This is a genomic window from Archangium sp. Cb G35, assembly GCF_001896145.1.
Classification (GTDB): domain Bacteria; phylum Myxococcota; class Myxococcia; order Myxococcales; family Myxococcaceae; genus Archangium; species Archangium violaceum.
Map to the genome: position 1 here is coordinate 514,221 of NZ_MPOI01000005.1, position 22,107 is coordinate 536,327.

Here is a 22,107-nt window from a genome sequence, read left to right on the forward strand (position 1 = left end):
CGGCCTCCCTCAGAGCGACAGGATTGCATACGCGCCCACCTCGTATTCGCGGCCCATCAACCCCTCGGAGAGGGCAGCCGCGCTCATGCCCTCCGAGTATTGGTCCAGCATGCGGACGATTCCGCGAACACCGAAGCGGGTGGTCACCGCGCCGAGCACCGGCCGCTTGAGGCCATACGACAGGTCTCCCGTGGCCTGGAGCGGGTAGGTGAGGTTGAACACGCGGTGGTAGTCGTACGGACCCCAGTCGTTCAGGCGCAGCTGCGCCGAGAGCGCCAGCGTGTCCAGCAGCACGGTGCCATCCACGCCGTAGCGGAAGATCTGCCGTGCGTCCTCGCCCGGGGACTGGAGGCTGCCCACCATGGCGGTGCCAAACAGCTTCAGGCGCTTGGTGGGGTTGCCCACCATGCGCAGCGTGGCCTCCCACTCGTCCGCCGCGGGGGGCGCCTTGCCGAAGGCGATGGTGGCGCCGCTGGCGAGGATGGCGATGCCGGCGTCACGCGACGTGGGCTGATGCCGGTAGACCAGGTCCAGGCCCGCGGCGAAGGGCGCGTCCTCGCGCATGTCCCGGTCCCAGGACCAGAACCACGTGCCGGGCGTCGGGTCGAAGGTGAGCAGCAGCTCGGCGCCGAGCGTCTCGCGGTTGTCCAGCACGCTGAACGTGTCCGATAGCACGCTGCGCGGCTTGACGCCCGGGAAGTACCGCCCCGTCTCCGCGTCGTAGGCGTCGTTGATGGTGGGGTTGGGCCCGATGAGGGGCTTCTGGTAGAGCACGTTGGGCGCTACCTGGAAGGTTCCCATCTGGAAGGTCATGCCCGCCTGGGCGCCGTAGTGGTTGCCACGGCCGCTCTCGCGCATGCTCCAGCCCGTCAGCACCGTGCGCTGGTCGGGGCCACCGTCCGCCACCAGTCCGCGGAACGAGGCCTGGGCGAACATGCGCACCGAGCCCAGGTCATACGTGAACCGCGCCTTGGCGCCGAGCGTGTCCAGGAACTGCACCTTGTCCCGGAGCACCTCGTAGCCGCTGTTCAGGTAGCTGGGGCCGCTCGTGGGCCGCGACCAGATGAACTCCTCGCCGATGCGCTGCGGCGCCGCGAAGATGCCACCCACCTCCAGGCCCATGGGGCCGCGCTGCCACTCGAGGCCCAGCGCCGTCCTGCGCGCCACGCGCTCGCGGATGACGGAGGCCGTCTGCTGCGTGGAGCCGCGGGTCAGGTCCTCCTGGTGCACCAGCGTCAGCGTCACCGGGCCCACGCCCTTGCGGTACTTGGCGACGATGGAGGGGTTGGCGCCCCAGAAGAGCTCCGGGCCCACCGCCACCTTGAAGCCGTCCAGCGCCTTCTTGCCGCTGAACACGACGCCGAAGGGCGCGTTGCCGTGGTAGATGTCGATGTTCGGCCCGTAGTGCGCCTCGCGGTACAGGTTGAAGAAGTCGCCTTCCTCACCCCAGTGCGTGTGGCCCACGCGGTAGAAGCCCTCGAGGTTGAAGTCCTCCCGGTCCAGCTTGAACTCCGCCTGGTACAGCGCGAAGCGCTCCAGCCCGAGCGGCTGACCCGAGGCGCCGGTGGGCGGCGTGCCCGGGGCCGGGGTGCCGTTCACCGTCGTGGGCGCGGCCTGCGTGCCCCGGTTCTCGTAGAAGAGGTTGTAGAGCCGGTTCTGCGCCACGTTGCCCACGATGTTGAACGACGCGCGCCCGTACACGCCGGAGGTGGGCTGCATCGCCAGATCGAAGAAGATGGACTCGGTGTGGTCCACCGTGTCCAGGTTGGGCCGCGTGGTGGCGATGCTCCCGCGCGACATGGAGCTGTCCATCACCAGCCGGAGGTTGGCGACGCGCACCGCGCTCAGTTCCTCCGTGCGAGCCAGCGCCACGGAGGACTCGTAGCCGCGGGACATCTCCGTCGGGCGGATGGCCTCGAAGTGCTGGCGGATGGTGTCCTGCGTGGTGGTGGCGGCGTACGGGTCCAGGCGGAAGGCCGCCTGCAGCACGTAGTAGGCCGTACGAGGCTGCACCCGGGCGATGCCCGCGTCGTCCTCGGGGCCCAGCGCGCTGATGCCGAACCACTCCTCGTTCATGTTGTTCTGGCCCTCGACGAAGTCGCTCGGGTAGCCAGCGTTGGGCCAGGACGCGGTGGCGTCGTGGACGGACAGGTTGGACTCCTGTCCCATCTTCCACCAGCCATCCACCCACTGGAACACGAAGCCACCGAGCGCGTTCTGCGCGCGGCCGTGGCCGTAGCTCTGCGAGTAGATCTCCTCCCACTGCTTGCGCAGGTAGTCCGCCTGGGCCAGGTGGTCCTCGCGGCCGGCCTTCGCGTCATAGGCGTCCGCGCCGAACTCGGTGAACATCACCGGCTTGTTCAGCTTCTGGAGCACCACGTCGAACAGGTCGCGGGCGGAGGCGCCGCGGTAGACGTTGGCACCGAAGACGTCCAGCTCGGGGGCGAGGCGCGCGATGAGGTCCACGTACTGCGCGTCGCCGTTGGCGATGGAGACCGGGTGGTGGGTGTCGCGGGCCTTGATGACGCGCACCGCCTCGCCCATGAGCGAGTAGAGGTGCTCGGCGCGGGCGGCGTCCTCCTGGCCGGGGAGCGCCTGAATCTCATACCCCGTCCAGTGCAGGCCGTAGTTGTTCTCGTTGCCCAGCATCCACATGAGCACGCCGGGAGTGCCGTGGTAGCGCTCCACCCGCTCCGCCAGGTCCGTGAGCAGCGCCTTGCGGTGGGCCGGGTTGGAGTAGTCCGTGTTCGGCGCCGAGATGCCGCCCACGAAGGTGCCGTAGCGCCCCATGAGCGGGTTCACCACGGTGAAGATGCCGTAGTTCTTGTAGATGTACTCCACCCAGCGCGGGGGGATGTCGTCGAACTGGCGGATGGCGTTGACGCCCATGTCGCGCAGCAGCGTCATCTCCCGCTTGAGCACGGCCTGGATGAAGGTGTCCGTCTGGTTCCACAGCGAGTAGCGGTAGTTCTCGCCAATGGGCGTGTAGCCCCAGTTCATGCCGCGGATGGGGAAGTCGCGGCCGTCCACCTGGAGCTTGAAGCCGCGTTCATCGCGGTGGACGCGCACGTTCTGCACGGCCGCGGAGGGAGCCGCGGAGGCGGGAGCCGGCGCCACCGTGGGCTGGAGGGAGGGGGCGGGCGATGCCACCGGCGCGTCGGCCGCCGGCTCGGTGGTGGCGGGCGCCTGCGACAGCGTCACCGCCAGACACGTGACAAGGGTCAGGGAACTCATGCCGCTTTCTCCACGTCCAGGTCGTTCTGGGTGATGACGGCGCGGTAGAGGTGGGCGCTGTCCTTGGGAATCCGCTTCTGGGTGGCGTAGTCCACGAAGATGAGCCCGAAGCGCTTCTGGTAGCCGAAGGCCCACTCGAAGTTGTCGAGCAGGGACCAGGCGAAGTAGCCCCCGAGCGGCACACCCTGCCGGATGGCGTCCAGGCACGCCCCCAGGTGCGTGCTCAGGTAGTGGGCGCGCTTGGTGTCACGCACGCGCCCGTCCGCGTCCGGAACGGTGGCGTAGGCGCAACCGTTCTCGGTGATGTAGATGCGCGGCGGGTGGTAGTCCTTGTGCAGCCGCGTCATCAGGTGGGTAAGGCCGGTCGCGTACACCTCCCAGCCCATGTCCGTGTGCTCCGGCTCCGCGTGGACGGTGCGAGGAGCGTTCTTCTCCTCGGGGATGCGGTCGCTGCGGATGATGCCGCGGTTGTAGTAGTTCACGCCCAGGAAGTCGGTGGGCGTGGCGATGGCCTCCATGTCCCCGTCCTTGACGAAGTCCAGCGTCTCAGAGGAGATGCGGCCGGCGGCCAGGTGGTCGGCGATGACGTCCTTCGGGTAGCCACGGCCGTAGAGTGGGTCGAGGAACCAGCGGTTGAAGCTGCCGTCGAAGGCGCGGGTCGCGTCGAGGTCCTCGGGGCTGGGCGAGGCGGGCTGCGAGGGCACCAGGTTGAGGGTGATGCCCACCTCCGCGTTCTTCACGTTGGAGCGGATGACGGACACCGCCTGCCCGTGCGACACCAGCAGGTGGTGCGCCGTGGCGAGCATCTCGCCCCACTGGTTCTTGTGCCCGGGCGCGTGCTCGCCGTTGGCGTGGCCCAGGAAGCTGATGCACCAGGGCTCGTTGTGCGTAATCCACCGATTCACGCGGTCGCCGAGCACCTGGCTCACCACGTCCGCGTACTCGACGAAGGCGCTCACCGTGTCACGCGCGGGCCAGCCGCCCTTGTCCTGCAGGGCCTGCGGCAGGTCCCAGTGGTAGAGCGTGACGAAGGGCTCGATGCCCGCCTTCAGCAGGCCGTCCACCAGGCGCGAGTAGAAGTCCAGACCCGCCTGGTTCACCTTGCCGTGGCCCGAGGGGAGGATGCGCGGCCACGCGATGGAGAAGCGGTAGGACTTGACGCCCAGCCACCGCATCAGCTCCACGTCATCCTGCCAGCGGTTGTAGTGGTCGCACGCGACCTTGCCGTCCGTGCCATCGGCGATCTTTCCCGGCGTGGCGCAGAAGCGGTCCCAGATGGACTCGCCGCGCCCGTCGGTGGTGGTGGCGCCTTCGATCTGGAAGGAGGAGGTGGCCACACCCCAGAGGAAATCAGGAGGAAACTGCCGCATCGTCAACGACTCCTTTCGAAGCTTCGAGGTGGCAGCGAACGAGGTGGTCCGCCGCCGAGAGGTGTTCAGGTGGGCGGGTGGCGTGGCAACGCGCATCCGCGTGGGGGCACCGGGGAGCGAAGGCACAGCCATTCGGGGGCACGGGCCCCGTCGAGGCCTTCACGGGCAGCGGGGCCCGCAGGAAGTCCGCGCCCTCCGGCACGGCCGAGCGCAGCAGCCGCGTGTACGGGTGCCGGGGAGCGGAGAGGACCTCCGCGGTCCGTCCCGACTCGACGACGCTGCCCGCGTACAGCACCATGACGCGGTCCGCGAGGTGCCGCGCGCTCGCCAGGTCATGGGTGATGAAGAGGATGCCGATGCCGCGCGCCTTCGTCAGGCCGCGCAGCAACTGGAGCACCTCGCGGCGGGTGGACACGTCCAGCATGGAGGTGGGCTCGTCCGCGATGATGACGTCCGGTTCCACCGCGAGGGCCCGCGCCACGGCCACGCGCTGGCGCTGGCCACCGGACAGCTCATGCGGGAAGCGACGGGCGAAGGACTCCGCCGGCGTCAGCCCCACCGACTCGAGCAGCGCGTGGACGCGCGCCTGGAGATCCGCCCGCGTGGCCCGCCCGTGGCGCAGCAGGGGCCGCTCCAGGTGGTAGCCCACGGTGTGCACGGGGTTGAGCGAGGCGAACGGATCCTGGAACACCATCTGCACGCGGCCCCGGTAGCCGAGCGAGGCGCCCTGCTTCTCCGCCGCGAGCATGTCCTCGCCGCCGAGCCGCAGACTCCCACCGTCCGGCGCGTCCAGCCGCGCGAGCACCCGGGCCAGCGTGCTCTTGCCGCTTCCGGACTCGCCCACGAGCGCGAGGATCTCCCCGCGCTCCAGGGTGAACGACACGCCGTTGAGCAGCGTGCGCCGGGAGCGGGACAGGAAGCCTCCCACCTGGACGCTGCGCGACAGACCGGTGACCTCCAGCAGGGGAGGGCTCATTGATGACCTCCACGAAGCGCGGTCCGCACGGGGGCCGGCGCGTTGGCCGCGAGCGCGAGCTCCGGCGGTGGCTCGGCCGCGTCGTCGGCGCTGAGATGGGGGAAGGACGACAGCAGCAGGCGCGTGTACGGGTGACGGGCCCCCGCGCGCAGGCGCTCCGAGGTGTCCACTTCCACCAGCTTGCCGCCCTGGAGGACGCCCACGCGGTTGGAGATGGCCAGCAGCAGCGGCAGGTCATGGGTGATGAAGAGCACCGCGAATCCCAGCCGCTCCTTCAGCTCGAGCATCCGCTGGAGCAGCTCCTTCTGCACCACCACGTCCAGCGCGGTGGTGGGCTCGTCCATCACCACCAGCTTGGGCTCCAGCGCGAGCGCGAGCGCGATGCCCACCCGCTGGCGCATGCCGCCCGAGAGCTGGTGCGGCCAGGCATTCACCAGCTCCGGCGACAGCCCCACCATGGCCAGCAGCTCCCGGGCCCGGGCGTAGGAGGCCGTCCGCGAGGCACGCCCGTGTGCGGCCAGCGTGTCGTGGAACTGCTCGCCCAGGGTGAGCACGGGGTTGAGCGCGCTCATGGCGCTCTGGAACACCATGGACACCTGGGACCAGCGGAAGGCTCGCAGCGCGTTGGCGTCCAGGGCCGTGACGTCCGTGCCGTTGAACAGGATGCGCCCCTGGCTGATGCGCGCGGCGGGAGGCAGCAGGCGCAGCAGCCCGAAGCCGATGGTGGACTTGCCGCTGCCGGACTCGCCGGCCAGGCCGAACACCTCGCCGGGCGCGATGTCGAACGACACGTTGTCCACCACGCGGGAGGGGCCGCGCTCCGTCGCGTACTCGATGCACAGCTCGCGCACGCTCAGCAGCACACCGGGGGCCTGGGGCTCGGCCTGCGCGGCCGTCACCACCGGGGCGATGGGGGCCACCGCCGGAGGGGCCTTGAGCGCCGGGTTGGTCAGCTCGTCGATGGCGGAGCTGAGCAGCGTCAGCGAGAAGCCGACCAGCGCGATGCACACGCCGGTGGGGACGAAGATCCACCACGAGCGCGTCAGCAGCGCCGCGTCGTTGGAGGCCCAGTAGAGGTTGGTGCCCCACGTCACCGAGCCCACGTCGCCGAGGCCGAGGAACTCGAGGCCCACCTGGGCGCCCACCGCGTAGAGCGTGTTGCCGATGAACGAGGAGCCGAGCAGCGACGCCATGTTGGGCAGCAGCTCCCGGGCGATGATGCGGGCCCGGCTCTCGCCCGTCACCAGCGCGGCGGCCACGAAGTCGCGGTTGCGCAGGGACAGCGCCTCGGCGCGGAAGACGCGGGCGTTCCACGCCCAACCGGCCACCGTCAGCACGGCCACCATGCGCAGCGGCCCGGACGGCAGGTACGCGCCCAGGACGATGGCCAGCGGCAGGCCGGGGATGACGAGGAACACGTTGGTGGTGAGCGACAGCGCGTCATCCACCCGGCGGCCCAGGTAGCCGGCCGTCACGCCGATGAGCGCGCCCACCAGGGTGACGAGCAGGCCCACCGCGAAGCCCACCGCGAGCGTCTCGCGCGCACCCACCACCGTCTGCGCGAGCACGTCCTGTCCCTGGCCCGTGGTTCCGAAGAGGTGGGCGCTGGAAGGCGGCTGGTGGGGGCGGCCCACGAGGTCGCTCGGGTCCATCACCAGCCAGGGCCCCACCAGGGCCAGGACGAGGAAGAACAGCAGGATGCTCCCGCCCACCGCGGCCTTCCGGTGGCGGAGCAGGCGTCGGATGGAATCAAGCATGGGCGCGGGTCCTCGGGTCCAGCCAGAGGCAGAGCATGTCCACGGCGAAGTTGGCGGCGAGCACCGCCAGGGTGATGACCAGGAAGAGCCCCTGCATGAGCGGGTAGTCCTGGTTGCGCACCGCGAGGATGAGCAGGTAGCCGGTGCCGGGGTACGAGAAGACGATCTCCGTCAGCAGCGAGCCGCTGAGCACGAAGCCCAGCGCCATGCCGAAGCTGGTGACGTTGGGCAGCAGCGCGTTGCGCGCGGCGTAGCGGAACATCACCTGGCGCGGAGGCAGTCCCTTGGCGTGGGCCAGCCGGAGGGTGTCCGTGCCCAGAGTGGCCACCATGGTGTTGCGCATGCCCAGCATCCACCCGCCGAGTGTGGCCACCACGATGGAGGCGGCCGGCAGCACCGCGTGCCGGACCACGTCCGCCGCGAAGGTGAAGGACAGCCCCGGCTCCAGGTCATGCGAGTACGCGTGGCGCAGGGGGAACCAGCCGAGCCCGAAGCCGAAGAGGTACAGGGCCAGCATGGCCAGCCAGAAGTAGGGGAAGGCCCCGAGGAAGGCGAACGCGGGCGCGGCCACCGAGTCCAGCCACCCGCCGCGGTTCCACGCCGCGAACACCCCGAGCAGGCAGCCCACCACGAAGCTGATGATGACCGCGCACCCGGCCAGCCCCAGCGTCCACACCAGCCCCGTGCCGATGACTTCCGACACGCGGGACGGGTAGTAGGCGTAGGACAGCCCGAGGTCTCCGGTGAGCAGGTGCTTCAGGTAGGTGAAGTACTGCTGGTAGAGCGGGGCATCCGTGAAGCCGAAGGCGGCACGCAGGGCCTCCATGGCCTCGGGCTGCACCCGGCCCTCGAAGCGCGCGAACATCGCGGAGGCGGGGTCGCCCGGAGCCAGCCGGGGGATGACGAAGTTCAGCGTGAGCGAGGCCCACGCGGCGATGAGGTAGAAGCCGAGCCGCCGGAGGAGGTAGTGCATCTCAGGGCTCCCTCGGGGCGAGCCGCGTCAGCACCAGCAGGCTGTCGGGCTCGGCATGGGGGGACAGGCGCGCGTAGGGATTCTGCGCGTTCGGGAATCCGGTGAAGCGTTTGGTGCTGGCCTCGCCCCAGGACGGGTTGGGGAAGAGGGGAATGGCCGGCGCCAGCTCGGAGAAGCGCCGCTGCACCCCGGCCATCAGCTCCTTCTGCTTCTCGGGCGAGCTCTCCGTCTCGAAGCGCGTCAGCAGCGCGTCCGCCTCCACGTCGCCGAAGCGGTGCCAGTTGGCCGCGGCCACCTCGCCCACCGGGCGCACCGTGCGCGGCGACAGCAGCCACTTGTAGAAGGTGTACGGCGTGGGGCCATCCAGCGACCAGGAGATGGCGAGTTGGAACTCCCCCTTCTGCAGGCGCGCGTACCAGGCGCTGAACTCGTACGTCTTGAGGTGCGCCTGGATGCCCAGCTTGCGCAGGTCACGGACCAGCACCTGCCCCGCGCGCACCCAGTCCGACCAGCCGCCCACCACTTCCAGCTCCAGCTCCAGCGGCTGGCCGTCCGGCATGCGCCGCAGGCCATCCGGGCCGCGCGTGAGGCCCGCCTCGTCCATCAGCCGGTTGGCGGCCTCCTCGTCATGGCGCACCCACGCGCCGTTGGCGGCCTCGGCGTCCCGCCAGCCCGTATACGAGTCATTGAGGGCCGTGGCGTCCGCCGGGCGCGTGTAGCCGTACATGGCGATGTCCACCAGCCGCTCCCGGTCCAACGCCATGCTCAGCGCCTTGCGCACGCGCACATCGTTGAAGGGCGGCCGCGTGGTGTTGGGGTAGAGGAAGACCGTGCTGCCGTAGAGCGGGAACCAGCGCGAGTGGTGCTCCGGATCCTTCGAGACGAAGGTGCGGTCCACCGCGGGCACGAAGTTGCCGGCCCAGTCCACCTCACCCTCCACCAGGGCCAGGTTGGCCTGGTCATTGGTGGGGAAGGCGAGGAAGCGCAGCGCGGAGACGGCCGGCTTGCCGGGCTGCCAGTAGTTGGGGTTGCGCCCCATTTCGTACACCTGGTTGCGGAAGACGTTCACCTGGGTGAAGGGCCCCGTGCCCACCGGCTCCGGGTTGGTGAACGTCACCGGATCCGCCACCTTCTCCCAGACGTGGCGCGGGACGATGGGCTGGTGGGCCAGCTCCGAGAAGCCGGGGATGTAGACGCGCGAGAACCGGAACGCCACCGCGTGCGTCCCCTCCGCGCGCACCTCCTCCAGGAAGCGCCACGCGCCGCCCGAGTCCAGCGCGGGGTGCTTCTTGAGCAGCTCGAAGGTGTAGGCCACGTCCTCGGCCGTGAAGGGCCGGCCGTCGCTCCAGCGCACGCCCTCGCGCAGGGTGAAGCGCAGCGTCCGGTGGTCCTCGGACCAGGTGTGCGCCGTGGCCAGCCAGGGCGTCCACTCGCCGGAGGAGGGGAGGAACACCTCCATGCACTCGTAGACGCCGGCCCGGGTGGGCCAGCGCGAGCCCGCCCCGGTGAAGAGCGGGTTGAAGTTGCGCACCCACGCGCTCTGCTGCTCCACGGAGACGAACAGCGTGCCCGGCTGCCGCGGACGGGGCTCCGAGGAGGAGGAGGTACAGGCCACCAGCAGCACCACCACCAGCACCAGGACGGGCACCAGCAGGAGCGCGGGTTTCACGGGGCCCTCGTGTAGACGCGGACGTAGTCCACCTTCATCTGCTGCGGGAACACCGTGGTGCTGTCCGGCGGCCCCAGGTAGTTTCCGCCCACCGCCACGTTGAGGATGATGAAGTGCGGCTTGTCGAACACCCACCGCGCCCCGGCGGGCAGGCGCGCGGGCGTCGTCTCGAAGAAGACCTTGCCGTCCAGCAGCCAGCGGATGCGGTTGGGCTCCCACTCCACGGCGTAGACGTGGAAGTCCTCGTTGAGCTTCCCGCCGCTCACGACGAACTCGGAGCCGAGGTTGTTGCCGCCGGAGTAGCCCGGGCCGTGCAGCGAGCCGCGGGTGATGGCCGGCAGCTGGCCCCGGTACTCCATGATGTCGATCTCCCCGCACTCCGGCCAGCCCACCTCGCCGACGTTCGCGCCCAGCATCCAGAACGCCGGCCAGATGCCACGCCCCACCGGCTGCTGGATGCGCGCCTCGAAACGGCCGTACGTCTGCTCGAAGCGCCCGCTCGTGTTGATGCGCGCGGACGTGTAGTTCCGGCCGCTGTAGTTCTCCTTGCGCGCGGTGATGACCAGGTTGCCGGTGCCGTCCAGCGAGGCGTTCTCCGGCCTGTCCGTGTCGAACTCCAGCTGCTCGTTGCCCCAGCCGTGTCCTCCCACGTCGTGCACCCAGCGCTCGGGAGCGGGCGGTGTACCGGCCGGACCGTCGAACTCGTCCTGCCACACCAGCTGCCATTCCGGGCTTGGCTGCCCGGGGGTGTTCGGCACGTCGGGCTTGATGCTCCGGTTGGCCGCGGGGTCACATGCGAGCGTGCTGAGGGCGGCGAGCCACGGGAGGAGACGGAGTCGGGTCATGCTGTCTTCCGGACGTGTTGGAGGGGAAAGAGGGAGCGGTCGCGCAGCGCCGCCTGGAGCACGAGGGTGGCCGCGCCGACCGCGATGGCCCGGTCTCCCAGCGCGGAGGTGACGATGCGCGTTTCCGCCATGGAGGTGGACAGCGCCCGCTTGCGCACCGAGGCGCGCAACGGATCCAGCAGCAGGTCTCCCACCGAGGAGATCTCACCGCCGAGCACGACGATGGCCGGGTTGATCAGGTTGAGCAGGCCCGCCACGGCGATGCCCAGGTAGTGCCCCAGGCTGTCGATGACCTGCCGCGCGGCCGGCTCGCCCGAGCGCGCGCCATCCACCAGCTCACGCACCGTGGGCGCACGGCGGCCCTTCGAGCCCATCAGCTCCCGGGCACGCTCCAGCAGCGGCACGGTGCCGATGAGGGTGACGAGGCACCCGCGCAGCCCGCACACGCACTGCTGGCCGGCCGGATCCACGGCGATGTGGCTGATTTCCCCGGCGGTGCCGCCCGAGCCCCGGTAGACGTCTCCGTGGATGATGAAGCCGGCGCCAATACCGGTGCCCAGCTTGATGTACGTCAGGTCCTCGCCCCCCACGCCCGCGCCCCAGTAGCGCTCCGACAGCGCGCCCAGGTTGGCGTCGTTGTCCACGAACACCGGCATGTTGAAGGCGGACTTGAGCGACTCCTGCACGTCGTAGTCGCGCCACGCCGGCACGATGAGCGGGGACAGCTTGCCCGGGGTGGACGGGTGCACGGGGCTCGGCACGGCCACGCCCATGCCCAGCACGGAGCGGCGCGGCACGCGCTCGGCGTCCAGGCACTCCTGCACCAGCTCCCGCACCTTCTGGAGCGTGCCCTTGGGATCCTCGCGCACCGCGTGGGGGGTGTGCCGGTGGGCGCGCACGCGTCCGCGCAGGTCCGTGAGGACGACCGTCACGTGCGTGGCGCCCATCTCCACGCCGATGATGCTGAAGGCGTCATCACAGAAGCCGATGAGGGTCGGGCGGCGGCCTCCCCGCGACACCCCGGCGCCGATGTTGCGCACCAGTCCGGAGTGCTCCAGGTCCGCGACGATGGCGGACACGGTGGACGGGCTCAGCTCCGTGCGCCGGGCGATCTCCGCCCGCGACAGCTGCTGCTCGCGCCAGATCATGTTCAGCAACAGGCTGCTGTTCTGCGCACGCATGCCCGCCGCATCGACCGTCGTCGCCGTTTCCGCCGTTCCCACTTTCATCGTGCCCTCACGCTCCATTCGGCCGCGCGGGAGCGGGGGTGCAGCCCGTGCCATCCCCCCTCTTCCCGTCAGAGACGCGGCTGGCGCCGATTGTGTACCGCTTCGGCTCCGTCGTGAGCGGGACTTCCTCCAATTTCAGCTCGAAGCCCTCGACGCCCGGCCCCATGCCCTCCAGAGGGGTGGCCTGCTCGCCTCCCGTTGCGCCCCGGGCAGAGAAAGACACCGGGGATGCACCTGAGGGGACCTCGAACCCGTGCAGGCCCAGCACCGAGAGCGCTCCCGCCGCCACCCATGTCCACGCGAAACGCTCGTGCCGCTGCATCGCGCCCCTCCGCCACTGAATGGCTTCGTACGTACGACGAAGAAACGGGATGCCGCTGCGAACCTGTCTGTCATTGCGCGCCGCGTCACCTGGACGCTCCGCGTCAGGAAAAGACCCCCAGCCCGCCCCTCTCACCGGCACCCGAGTTCGTTCGAGTGATGAAGAAAGTATCAGCGACTTGCTAGCGATTGCAAGTATGCTGGTGGTTGCAGGTGGGGGGCGGGCACTCATCCGCGCATGACGCGCCGCGCTGTGCCGTCAGCTACGAAATGAAAGTTCTGTTGAGAACCCAACAATATTAGGTGGGTTTACTGAACTCTATAGGAATTCGAGACTTCGAGTCTAACATGGGTACTTCCTTCGGACGGTGGAGTTTCTCGTGTTCCCGTGCGGAGGACTCGACCGGAGAGAAAAACCATATGCGAAACAAAGCTGCAGGATTGGCAGTGGGAATCGTGTTCGCCACGCTGCTGGCGGGAGGTGCCCTCGCCGCGGCCACCTTCGGAGTTCAGCCCTCGGGCTCGTCGGCGATCTTCTACGTGAACACCACGTCGTGGGCGGACATCCACTACAAGGTCAACAACGGTGGCCAGCTCAACGTGCGGATGACGGTCGTCAATGGCCGCAACGAGTTCACGGTGACGGGCCTGGCCGCGGGCCACTTCGTCGACTACTTCTACACGTACTGGGACACGGCATGTAATTGCGCCGTGGACACGGCCTGGACGCGCTACACGCACAGCGGCACGGGCGGCGGCACGGACGCGGGCACGGGCGGTGGCACGGACGCGGGCACGGGCGGTGGCACCGACGCCGGCACCGGCGGCAACCCGGGCAACATCGTTCCCCTGTTCAACAGCGGCACGGCGCTGGAGCCGGCCACGGTGCAGGACACGGGCTCGGCCATCGTCACCCGCGTGGGTGACCGCGTCCGTGACCGTCATGCGCGCGAGGACCAGTACCAGGCGTACGACCACTACCTGTCGCTCTACTTCGAGAACCGCACGCACTGGATCGAGATCGTGGATCAGGTGGCCAAGGGCGGCAGCCAGATCATCGTCAACCTCTACTCGATCTACCCGTATGACAGCCCGGACTTCCGCGCGTTCTTCCGCGGCCTCAACACGGAGGCCGAGTACTTCCACAACGCGGACTTCATTCGGGTGAACGACTATCAGCACACCGCCAGCGTCAACTTCAACGCCAAGGAGGGCCGCGCCATCCGCATCGGTGACCGGATGGAGCTCGAGGTCGGTGTCTTCCTGCGCCAGCCCGTGAACGGCCGCTTCAACTACTACTCCACCATCATGCTGTACATGGTGGGCACCGGCGGCATCGTGCCGCTCGAGGTCTCCGGCACCATCCAGGACTCCTTCCCCATGCCGGCCATTGGCCAGAGCGGCGGCCGCACCACCGGCAACCAGCACCTGTCCAACGAGGCGGACAACCACTTCCTGCAGATGGCGCTGAACATGGCGCCGGCGAACGCGCAGCCCTTCGTCGAGGGCCGCCGCATCCACCACACCGACTTCGGTGATGGCAGCCACTCCGAGCCGGGCAACCCCGCCCTCACGGTCCATGCGGGCAAGCTCGGATCCAACTACATCGAGCGCTCCTGCATCGCCTGCCACAAGCAGAACGGCCGCGGCCTGCCGCCCGCCGTCAACACCTCGCTGAGCAACTACACGGTGAAGGTGGGCCGCGTCAGTGGGACCACGGTGACCGCGGATCCGTCTCTCGGCTTCCGCATCCAGCCGCGCAGCACCAGCGGCACGCCCGAGGGCGACGTGCGCATCTCGGGTTGGACCACCACCAGCGGCACGTTCACCGACGGCACGGCCTACCAGCTGCGCAAGCCGGCCTACAGCTTCCTGAACGTCACGCCCACGAACTACTCGGCGCGCATCACGCCGCAGCTGGTGGGCATGGGCCTGCTGGAGGCGGTGCCCGAGACGGCCATCGCCGGCCTGGCGGACCCCAACGACAGCAACGGTGACGGCATCTCCGGCCGCATGCAGACGGTGACGGATCCGGAGACGGGCGCAGCGCGCCTGGGCCGCTTCGGCTGGAAGGCGGGCGCGGCGCGGGTGCGCCACCAGGTCGCCGATGCGCTCCGCAACGACATGGGCGTCACCAACCCCGTCTTCACGACGCTGGACTGCGGCACGTCGCAGGCGGGCTGCGGGGGCACCAGCACGGAGCTGAACAACACGGACCTCGACAAGCTCACCCGCTACATCGCCCTGCTCGGCGTCCCGGCGCGCCGTGACTACCGCGACACCCAGGCCCTCCAGGGCGAGACGCTGTTCCGCAACGCGGGCTGCACGAAGTGCCACACGGAGTCGCTGACCACCAGCGCCTTCCACCCGAACGCGGAGCTGCGCAACCAGGCCATCCGCCCGTACACGGACCTGCTGCTGCACGACATGGGCACGGGCCTCGCGGACAACCTGCCGGAAGGCCAGGCCTCCGGGGCCGAGTGGCGCACGCCTCCGCTGTGGGGCATCGGCCTGACGGCGGGCATCAGCGGTGGCGAGGCCTACCTGCACGACGGCCGCGCGCGCAACCTGACCGAGGCCATCCTGTGGCACGGCGGTGAGGCGCAGGCCGCGCAGCAGGCCTTCGTCCGGATGACCAGCGCCGAGCGCGCCGCGCTGTTGCGGTTCCTGAAGTCGCTGTAAGCGGTACGAATGGCGTTGTTCGGGGGACCGCACCGCTGGAGGCGCGGTCCCCCTCGTCAGGTGTTAAAGGGAGGCCCGCGGGTTCGCACGATGGGGCGGCATTCATGAGCGGCAGGCAGGTCTACCAGGACGAGTACTTCACCGTGCTCGTCGATGATCGCACGGGCATCGTCCGCACCGTTCGCAGCGAAAAACCGCTCGAGGCACTCGAGGAGCTCGACGGCATCTTCACCCGGCTCGGTGCCTGCCTGGATGCGCTGGGGCGTTCGAGGTATGGGCTCCTCGCAGATCTCCGGGCCACGCCCGGCCGGAACGATCCCCAGTTCGAAGCGGCCATGGTGCGGCTCCGCCCCCTGTGGGTTGGCGGCTTCCGGAAGGTCGGCGTGCTCGTGCGGAGCACCGTGGGCATGATGCAGATCCAGCGTCACGCCCGGCACGACGGCGTCGAACGGCTGATCTCGAAGGATGAGGACGAGTTGCTGAAGTACCTCGTCCAGGACGGCTAGTCAGGCGAGCGGGCGAGCACCCGGCGCGGCGTTTCGTGGCAATCTGCGCGGCCCGTGCCGACGCCTCCCGCTCCGATGAATCCTTCCTCAACCCCGAAGCCCGTCGCGTGGGAGCGGCGAATCGCCGTCATGGGCGCGCTGCTCGCCGTCGCGGTGGTGGCGCTCAAGCGAGGCCGGCAGCACCCGGACGAGGTCTTCCAGTTCCTGGAGCCGGCTCATGGACTGGCCTTCGGGTATTGGCTCCCGGCCTGGGAGTGGGTGGAGGGTCTGCGCAACTGGGCCGTCCCCGGGGTGCTCGGGGGCGTGCTCGCGGTGTGTGGGCGGATGGGACTCGAGCACCCGTGGGCGATGGCCGCGGTGGTGTGGGCCTGCTGTGCCGCCGTACAGGCGTGGGGCTCCGTAGCGCTGTTCCGGCTCGTCGAGGAGCGGGATGGCCGCGAGCCCGCGCTCCTGGCGGCGGCCGTCCACGTCACCTGGGGTGGGTGGCTCCTCTACGCCGCGAGGCCCCTGGCGGACTCGCTGAGCGTGGCCCCGTTGCTCGGCTCGCTCCTGTGGGCCTGGCGCGCCCGCGCCCGGGACGGTCTGCGCGAGGGCTTCTGGAGTGGTGTGTTGTTGGGCCTGGCCTTCGTGGTGCGCTACCCCTCGGCGGTGTTCGGCGTGCCCATCGCCGTGAGCCTGCTGACGGCGCGGCGCTGGCGCTCGCTGGCGGGCGGCGCGCTGGGCGTGGGCGGGGTGCTCCTGGCGCTCGGCCTGCTCGACTGGCTCACCTGGGGCGCGCCGTGGCACACGCTCTGGAAGTACTTCGAGTTCAACATCCTCAGCGGAGGCTCGGAGAAGTTCGGCACGCAGCCCGCGTGGTGGTACCTGACCAAGCTGGTGGGCATGGTGCCGCTGCTGCTCGCCTGGCACTTCGGGCGCGGGCTGGCCCGGAGGGATCTGCTCGGGGGCTCCTTCGTCTTCTACCTCGGGGTGATGTCGCTGCTCGCGCACAAGGAGCTCCGCTTCATGGCGCCGCTGCTGCCGCTCTTCGTCGTCCTCGCCGCGGGACCGGCCTGGCGCACCCTCTCGCAGCGGGTCCGCACCCGGTGGGCGATGGGCGGACTCGTGGGGGCTTACGCGCTCTCCTCGCTGGCGGCGGCCACCGTGCAGATGCCGAAGGGGTTGGCCACGGAGCAGATCGACGCGCTCGTCTTCGCCGGGCGGGATGACTCACTCACCGGGCTCATCGTCGCGGGCCAGCAGGAGTGGAACATCAGCGGCCGCTTCTACCTGCACCGCGACGTGCCCCTGCTCGTGCGCCCAGCGCATCAGGTGGGGGAACTGGAGGGCCCGCTCGCGGAGACACGGTTCTCCCACGTGCTCGTGAATGGAACGGCGCTCGGGGAGCGGCAGGTCGAGGCGGCCGGGTTCTGCGTCCTGCGGCGGTGGGGCGGGGCGGTGCTCTGGAAGCGCTGCCCCTCCGGGCTCGGCTCCGGGGAACTGCTCACGGCTCCTTCCGGGCCGTGAAGGTGACGCAGGCGCTCCGAGCATGGGAACGGAGCGCCTGGGTCTGTCTCACTGCACGAAGGTGAGCGCGCCCGCGGGCAGGCTGGAGCCCGAGGGCCACAGCACGTACGCCGAGCGGCGGGAGTGATCCCACGCCTTCAGCAGCTCCTCGCGCTTGTACGTCACGTTCACGAGCTCGTCGTTGGGGAAGGCGGGGTCGTTGCAGATGACGTCCCCCTCCGGCGTGAAGCCCTTCACCACGATGAGGTGTCCATCCGAGCGTTGGACGGGTGAGCCGCTCAGCTCTCCCTTCTCGTAGGCGATGCTGATGCTGACGGGAATCCCCTCGGCGATGAGCCGCTCCACCTGCGCGAACGAGTCGAAGCGCGCCACCAGCCCGTGCAGCGCTCCGTCCCCGATGGCCGAGCCATACGCGGTGTTGAAGGGCCAGTTGCCCGTGCCGTCATACACCGTGTCATACGTGTACTCGGCCGCCACGGGCACCGGCACCACGAGCTCGTTGCGGCCCAGCTTCTGGCCCCAGTACGCGAGAATCATCGACACCGAGGTGGGCGAGCACCAGACGCCGCCCTTGGGCGGGTAGAGCATCTGCGAGCGGCCCGGCACCTCCAGCACCGTGCCCCAGGCGCGCTTGTCCGAGGGCTCGTCCGCGGCCTTACGGGCCGAGTCCGTCATCGCCGCCGTCAGCGCACGCACGCGCGGGCTCACCCCGGGCTTGGAGGAGAAGAGCCACACCTTCATCCGCAGCCCGTCCGCCTTCTTCTTGAGCACCAGCGTGTCGGTGAAGACCTTGCCGCGCTCGTCCTCCTGCCGGTCCTTGCTGTGGCGCACCACGGTGCCGTTGTCGAAGGCCCAGACGCCGAAGTCGTAGTCCTTCGTCCACTCGCCCTCGACGCGCGCGGCGAGCGTCAGCCGCACCCACGTGCCCGGAGGCGTCAGCACGTCGAACGAGGGCACCACGTTGTCGAAGCCGCCCGTGATGGTGTGCTCCTCCGAGGCGGCGCTGCCGAAGACGTAGCTGCCCGCGGGCAGCGGCGTCTGCGCATTGGGCGGCGTGTGGCTGGGGAACGGATCGGCCTCGGAGCGGGCCGTGGCCGCGTCGAGCTCGAGCGTCCCGTCCGGGGTGAGCGCGGTGCCCTCGCGGGTGAAGCGCTCGAAGTCACGCGTCTGCGCGCTCTTCCTCCAGATCTTCGCCACCGGGCCTTGCTCCTCGGGTGTGGGCCGGGCCTGCCACGTGCAGGCCGTCAGCGTGGATGCCAATAGGACCAGAAACAGCGGATGCCGGGTCTTCGTCGGGATTGTCATGTGGCTTGCTCGGATGCTGCCGGGGAAGGAGGACGGGGGCTTACTTCGTCAGCTCGGACAGGAGTTGGTAGACGAACTCGGCGCCGGGCTGGAGCGAGGCCGAGGGGATCCGCTCGTTGGGCGCGTGGGCCGTGCGCGCGTCGTCCGGCGTGAGGGCGAACAAGTCGATGCCGTAGGCGTGAATGCCCGCGCGGCGCAGTGTGGTGGACTCGGTGGTGCCGGTGGACATGCGCGGGAAGACGGGGGCGCCCGGCCACACCTTCTTCGCGGCGGCCGTGGCGGCCCGGAACATCGCGTTGTTCCCCACCGGCGAGGCGGGCGAGTCCGGCGGCGTCATGTTCAGCTCCACCTGGATGTCCTTGTCCCCCACCGCCTCGACGAGCCGGGCGCGGAACGCCTGGATGTCCTCGTCCGGGAGCAGCCGGCAGTTGATGGTGGCCTCGGCGGTGGCGGGGATGACGTTGGGCCGGGTGCCCGCGTTGAAGACGGTGGGCACGCAGGTGGTGCGCAGTACGGCGGCCAGTGCCGGCTCCAACCGGGCAATGGCATCCACCGCCTCCTGGGGCGGGTTGTCCGGCGAGGCCGCGAGCCGCTTCAAGGCCTCGCCCAGCTCGCCACCCGTCACCTTCACACGGCCCTCCACGTTCAGCCGGGTGACGGGCGTGAGGCGGGTGGGGAAGGTGAGCGAGCCGACGCGGGCCACCGCCGCCGCCAGGCGCACCATCGGATTGGGCGCGGCCGGTGGGACGGAGGAGTGGCCGCCAGGGCCCGTGGCCTTCAACGTTACGTTGCGCGACACCCGCTCCGCGGCCTGGAGGTTGACGAAGCGCACCCGGCCGCGGTCCTCGGACAGCTCCGTGAGGCCGCCCTCGTTGATGGCGAGCTCCGCCTCGCGCAGCTCGGGGTGGGCCTCCAACAGCTTGTCGATGCCGGCCTTGCCACCGGCCTCCTCGTCCGCGCTGAGCACCAGCACCACGTCGCGCTTCAGCTTCACCTTGTCATTCTTGAGCCTGCGAAACGCCAGCACGCTGGCCGCGGCCATGCCCTTGTTGTCCTGGACGCCGCGTCCATAGAGGAAGCCATCGCGCTCGGTGAGCGTCCACGGATCCGAGGCCCACTCCTCGCGTTTCGCGGGGACCGTGTCCAGGTGGGCGAGCACCAGCACGGGGCGAGCGGCGCCGCTGCCCTTCAGTCTGGCGATCAGGTGGGCGCGTCCGGGCACGGGCTCGAAGAGCTGGGACTCGATGTCCGCCTCGCGCAGCCACCGCGCGGCCACCTGGGCTGCGGCGGTCTCGTTGCCCGGCGGGTTGGAGGTGTCCACGGCGATGAGCTCGGAGAGCAGCGTGCGCATCTCCTCGGTGGCGCGGGGCGGGGCGCTTCGGGACGGGGCGGCGGCGTGGCCGCAACCCGGCACGGCCAGGAGGGCGAGAGCGAAGAACAGGGGGCGCATGTTCTCAGTCTATGGTAATGGCCGCTTGCCCTGGGAGGCTCATCGCATGTCACTTCCGATGGATGTCCGAGTCATCGAGCTGCCCCTCCGCCACGCCTGGACAATCGCGCGGGGGACCAGCACGTCGAAGCGCAATGTCATCGTCGAGCTGCGTGAGGGCAACCTCGTAGGCCGCGGCGAGGCCGCCCCCAACGTGCGCTACGGAGAGTCCGCCGAGACGGTGACGGCCGCGCTCGAGAAGCTCGCTCCGGCGCTCGATGGCGACCCGCGTCATTTCCGCGTCCTGTCCGAGCGTATCGAGGAGGCCCTGCCGGGCAACCACGCGGCGAAGGCGGCACTGGACATCGCGCTGCACGACCTGGCGGGCAAGCGCCTCGGGGTGCCGCTCTACCGGATGCTCGGGTTGGATCCGTCGCGCATGCCCATCACGTCGTTCTCCATCGGCATCGACGACCCGGCCACCATGGCCCAGAAGGTGCGTGAGGCCGAGCCGTACCCGGTGTTGAAGATCAAGCTCGGCGCGCAGTCGGTGCGCGAGATGTTCGGTGCGGTGCGGGCCGCCACGTCCAAGACGGTGCGGGTGGATGCCAACGAGGCGTGGACGCCGGACGAGGCGTTGAAGCACATCGAGTGGCTGGCGGCTCAGGGCGTGGAGCTGGTGGAGCAGCCGCTGCCGGCGGCGGATGTCGAGGGCGCGAAGTGGCTGCGCCAGCGCTCGCCGCTGCCGCTGGTGGCGGACGAGGCGTTGATGATGGCCTCGGACGTGCCGAAGCTGGCCGAGGGCTATCACGGCATCAACGTGAAGCTGCAGAAGTGCGGTGGCATCCGCGAGGCGCTGCGCATCATCGAGACAGCGCGCTCCTGCGGGCTGAAGATCATGCTGGGGTGCATGGTGGAGACGTCGGTGGGCATCGCCGCCGGCGCGCACCTGGGGCCGCTGGTGGACTGGCTGGACCTGGACGGCAACCTGCTCATCTCGGCGGACCCCTTCCAGGGGCACCCGGTGGTGGATGGGCGCATCCGCCTGGGCGATGGGCCCGGACTCGGCGTGGAGCCGCGGTCCACTCCATGACGGAGCCGCTCATCCAGAGTCCCATGGCGGTGCTCGCGGTGCTGCTGGCCGTGCTGGCGCTGCTCTTCTACGCAGAGCGGCACCCGGTGGTGGGGCGCGTCTTCAAGGTCGTGCCCATCCTGGTGTTCGTCTATTTCGTGCCCACGCTGCTGTCGAACACGGGCCTCATCCCCACGAAGTCGGAGCTCTACAGTTTCGTGTCGGCGTACCTGCTGCCCACGAGCCTGGTGCTCCAGGTGCTGTCGATGGATCTGCCGGCCATCTCCCGGCTGGGGCGCAGCGCGGTGTTGCTCTTCCTGGCGGGGACGGCGGGCATCGTCCTCGGAGGACCCATCGCCTATCTGTTGCTGGGATGGCTGGTGCCGGCGGACCTCGGAGATCAGGCCTGGAAGGGCCTGGCGGCGCTGAGTGGCTCGTGGATTGGCGGCAGCGCCAACTTCGTGGCCATCGGGCAGAGCATCGGCACGCACGACAACACCCTGAGCATGATGGTGGTCGTGGACGTGGGCGTGTCGAACATGTGGACGGCGGTGCTGCTCTACTTCGCGGGCCGCGAGCTGGCCATGGACACGCGCATGGGCGCGGACCGGCGGGCCATCGACGTGGTGCGCGAGCAGGTGGAGCGCTTCCAGGCCTCGGTGCTGCGGCCCGCGAGCCTGACGGATCTGGTGTGGATCCTCACCCTGGGTTTCGGCACCACGGTGGCGTGCACGGCGGTGGCGAAGTTCCTGCCGGACATTGGCACCATCATCACGGGCTTCACCTGGGTGGTGCTCCTGGTGACGACGGTGGGCGTCGCGTTCTCCTTCACCCCGCTGCGCAAGCTGGAGGGGGCCGGAGCCAGCCGGGTGGGCATGCTGTTCCTCTACGTGCTGGTGATGACCATTGGTGCCCGGGCCGATTTCCGGCGGCTGCTGGACGCGCCCGCGCTGGTGGCGGTGGGCATGGTGTGGATGGTCATCCACGCGGCCTTCATCATGGGGACGCGGCGGCTGCTGCGAGCGCCCGTCTTCTTCGCGGCCGTGGGCTCGCAGGCCAACGTGGGCGGAGCGGCCTCGGCGTCCGTGGTGGCGGCGGCCTTCCACCCGGCGCTCGCGCCCGTGGGCGTCATGCTGGCGGTAGCCGGCTATGTGCTGGGCACCTACGGCGGACTGCTGTGTGCGGTGCTGCTGGAGCAGGTGCACCGAATCATCCACTGACTCGAGCATTTTC

At 69.8% G+C, this 22,107-nt stretch carries 16 protein-coding genes; 5 read left to right on the top strand and 11 right to left on the bottom strand.

Annotation, left to right across the window (positions count from 1 at the left end; translation table 11 throughout):
• Positions 1 to 9: 9 nt before the first annotated feature.
• Genes BO221_RS18355 through BO221_RS18395 form a run of 9 tightly spaced genes read right to left on the bottom strand, consistent with a single transcriptional unit; the run spans position 10 to position 12,375 of the window.
• Positions 10 to 3,234, bottom strand: a complete 3,225-nt coding sequence (locus BO221_RS18355) for a glycoside hydrolase family 2 TIM barrel-domain containing protein (protein ID WP_073561737.1) — start codon at positions 3,232 to 3,234, stop codon at positions 10 to 12.
• Positions 3,231 to 4,604, bottom strand: a complete 1,374-nt coding sequence (locus BO221_RS18360) for a GH1 family beta-glucosidase (RefSeq protein WP_073561738.1) — start codon at positions 4,602 to 4,604, stop codon at positions 3,231 to 3,233. Before BO221_RS18360 ends, BO221_RS18355 begins: the two co-directional genes overlap by 4 nt.
• Positions 4,585 to 5,580 carry an ABC transporter ATP-binding protein gene (locus tag BO221_RS18365; RefSeq protein ID WP_073561739.1) on the bottom strand — a complete coding sequence of 332 codons (996 nt, stop codon included), beginning with the start codon at positions 5,578 to 5,580 and terminating at the stop codon, positions 4,585 to 4,587. Before BO221_RS18365 ends, BO221_RS18360 begins: the two co-directional genes overlap by 20 nt.
• Positions 5,577 to 7,337 (bottom strand): dipeptide/oligopeptide/nickel ABC transporter permease/ATP-binding protein, encoded by a 1,761-nt coding sequence (locus BO221_RS18370; protein WP_073561740.1) that lies wholly within the window; start codon positions 7,335 to 7,337, stop codon positions 5,577 to 5,579. Before BO221_RS18370 ends, BO221_RS18365 begins: the two co-directional genes overlap by 4 nt.
• Positions 7,330 to 8,310, bottom strand: a complete 981-nt coding sequence (locus BO221_RS18375) for an ABC transporter permease (protein WP_073561741.1) — start codon at positions 8,308 to 8,310, stop codon at positions 7,330 to 7,332. Before BO221_RS18375 ends, BO221_RS18370 begins: the two co-directional genes overlap by 8 nt.
• A 1-nt stretch (position 8,311) precedes the next feature.
• Positions 8,312 to 9,979 carry an ABC transporter substrate-binding protein gene (locus BO221_RS18380; RefSeq protein ID WP_073561742.1) on the bottom strand — a complete coding sequence of 556 codons (1,668 nt, stop codon included), beginning with the start codon at positions 9,977 to 9,979 and terminating at the stop codon, positions 8,312 to 8,314.
• Complete coding sequence (locus tag BO221_RS18385; protein WP_073561743.1) at positions 9,976 to 10,824, bottom strand: family 16 glycosylhydrolase; 849 nt, start codon at positions 10,822 to 10,824, stop codon at positions 9,976 to 9,978. The genes BO221_RS18380 and BO221_RS18385 overlap by 4 nt, the downstream gene beginning before the upstream one ends.
• The gene (locus BO221_RS18390; protein ID WP_073561876.1) at positions 10,821 to 12,053 is read right to left on the bottom strand and encodes an ROK family transcriptional regulator; all 1,233 of its coding nucleotides are present in this window, start codon (positions 12,051 to 12,053) and stop codon (positions 10,821 to 10,823) included. Before BO221_RS18390 ends, BO221_RS18385 begins: the two co-directional genes overlap by 4 nt.
• A gap of 7 nt (positions 12,054 to 12,060) precedes the next feature.
• Entirely contained in the window at positions 12,061 to 12,375 is a 315-nt protein-coding gene (locus BO221_RS18395; RefSeq protein ID WP_073561744.1) for a hypothetical protein, read from the bottom strand.
• A 419-nt stretch (positions 12,376 to 12,794) separates the two neighbouring features.
• Here BO221_RS18395 and BO221_RS18400 point away from each other — a divergent pair, with 419 nt between their 5' ends.
• The 3 genes from BO221_RS18400 (at position 12,795) to BO221_RS18410 (ending at position 17,068) form a co-directional block, all read left to right on the top strand.
• The gene (locus tag BO221_RS18400) at positions 12,795 to 15,056 is read left to right on the top strand and encodes a di-heme oxidoredictase family protein (RefSeq protein WP_073561745.1); all 2,262 of its coding nucleotides are present in this window, start codon (positions 12,795 to 12,797) and stop codon (positions 15,054 to 15,056) included.
• 104 nt (positions 15,057 to 15,160) lie between these two features.
• Positions 15,161 to 15,562 (top strand): hypothetical protein, encoded by a 402-nt coding sequence (locus BO221_RS18405; RefSeq protein WP_073561746.1) that lies wholly within the window; start codon positions 15,161 to 15,163, stop codon positions 15,560 to 15,562.
• Between the two features lie 75 nt (positions 15,563 to 15,637).
• Complete coding sequence (locus BO221_RS18410) at positions 15,638 to 17,068, top strand: glycosyltransferase family 39 protein (protein ID WP_083681144.1); 1,431 nt, start codon at positions 15,638 to 15,640, stop codon at positions 17,066 to 17,068.
• Positions 17,069 to 17,116: 48 nt separating this feature from the next.
• On the opposite strand, the gene BO221_RS18415 is transcribed toward BO221_RS18410, so the two are convergent.
• The gene (locus tag BO221_RS18415) at positions 17,117 to 18,373 is read right to left on the bottom strand and encodes a peptidase C39 family protein (protein ID WP_233166116.1); all 1,257 of its coding nucleotides are present in this window, start codon (positions 18,371 to 18,373) and stop codon (positions 17,117 to 17,119) included.
• A gap of 40 nt (positions 18,374 to 18,413) precedes the next feature.
• Positions 18,414 to 19,823, bottom strand: coding sequence for a M20/M25/M40 family metallo-hydrolase (locus BO221_RS18420; protein ID WP_073561749.1), 1,410 nt, complete (start codon positions 19,821 to 19,823; stop codon positions 18,414 to 18,416).
• 46 nt (positions 19,824 to 19,869) lie between these two features.
• Between BO221_RS18420 and BO221_RS18425 the strand changes: the two genes are divergently transcribed.
• Together BO221_RS18425 and BO221_RS18430 are read left to right on the top strand one after the other, a co-directional pair.
• On the top strand, positions 19,870 to 20,895 hold the full coding sequence (locus BO221_RS18425) for a dipeptide epimerase (protein WP_073561750.1): 1,026 nt from the start codon (positions 19,870 to 19,872) through the stop codon (positions 20,893 to 20,895).
• Positions 20,892 to 22,094, top strand: a complete 1,203-nt coding sequence (locus BO221_RS18430) for a DUF819 domain-containing protein (RefSeq protein WP_073561751.1) — start codon at positions 20,892 to 20,894, stop codon at positions 22,092 to 22,094. Before BO221_RS18425 ends, BO221_RS18430 begins: the two co-directional genes overlap by 4 nt.
• The last annotated feature ends 13 nt before the right edge of the window (positions 22,095 to 22,107 follow it).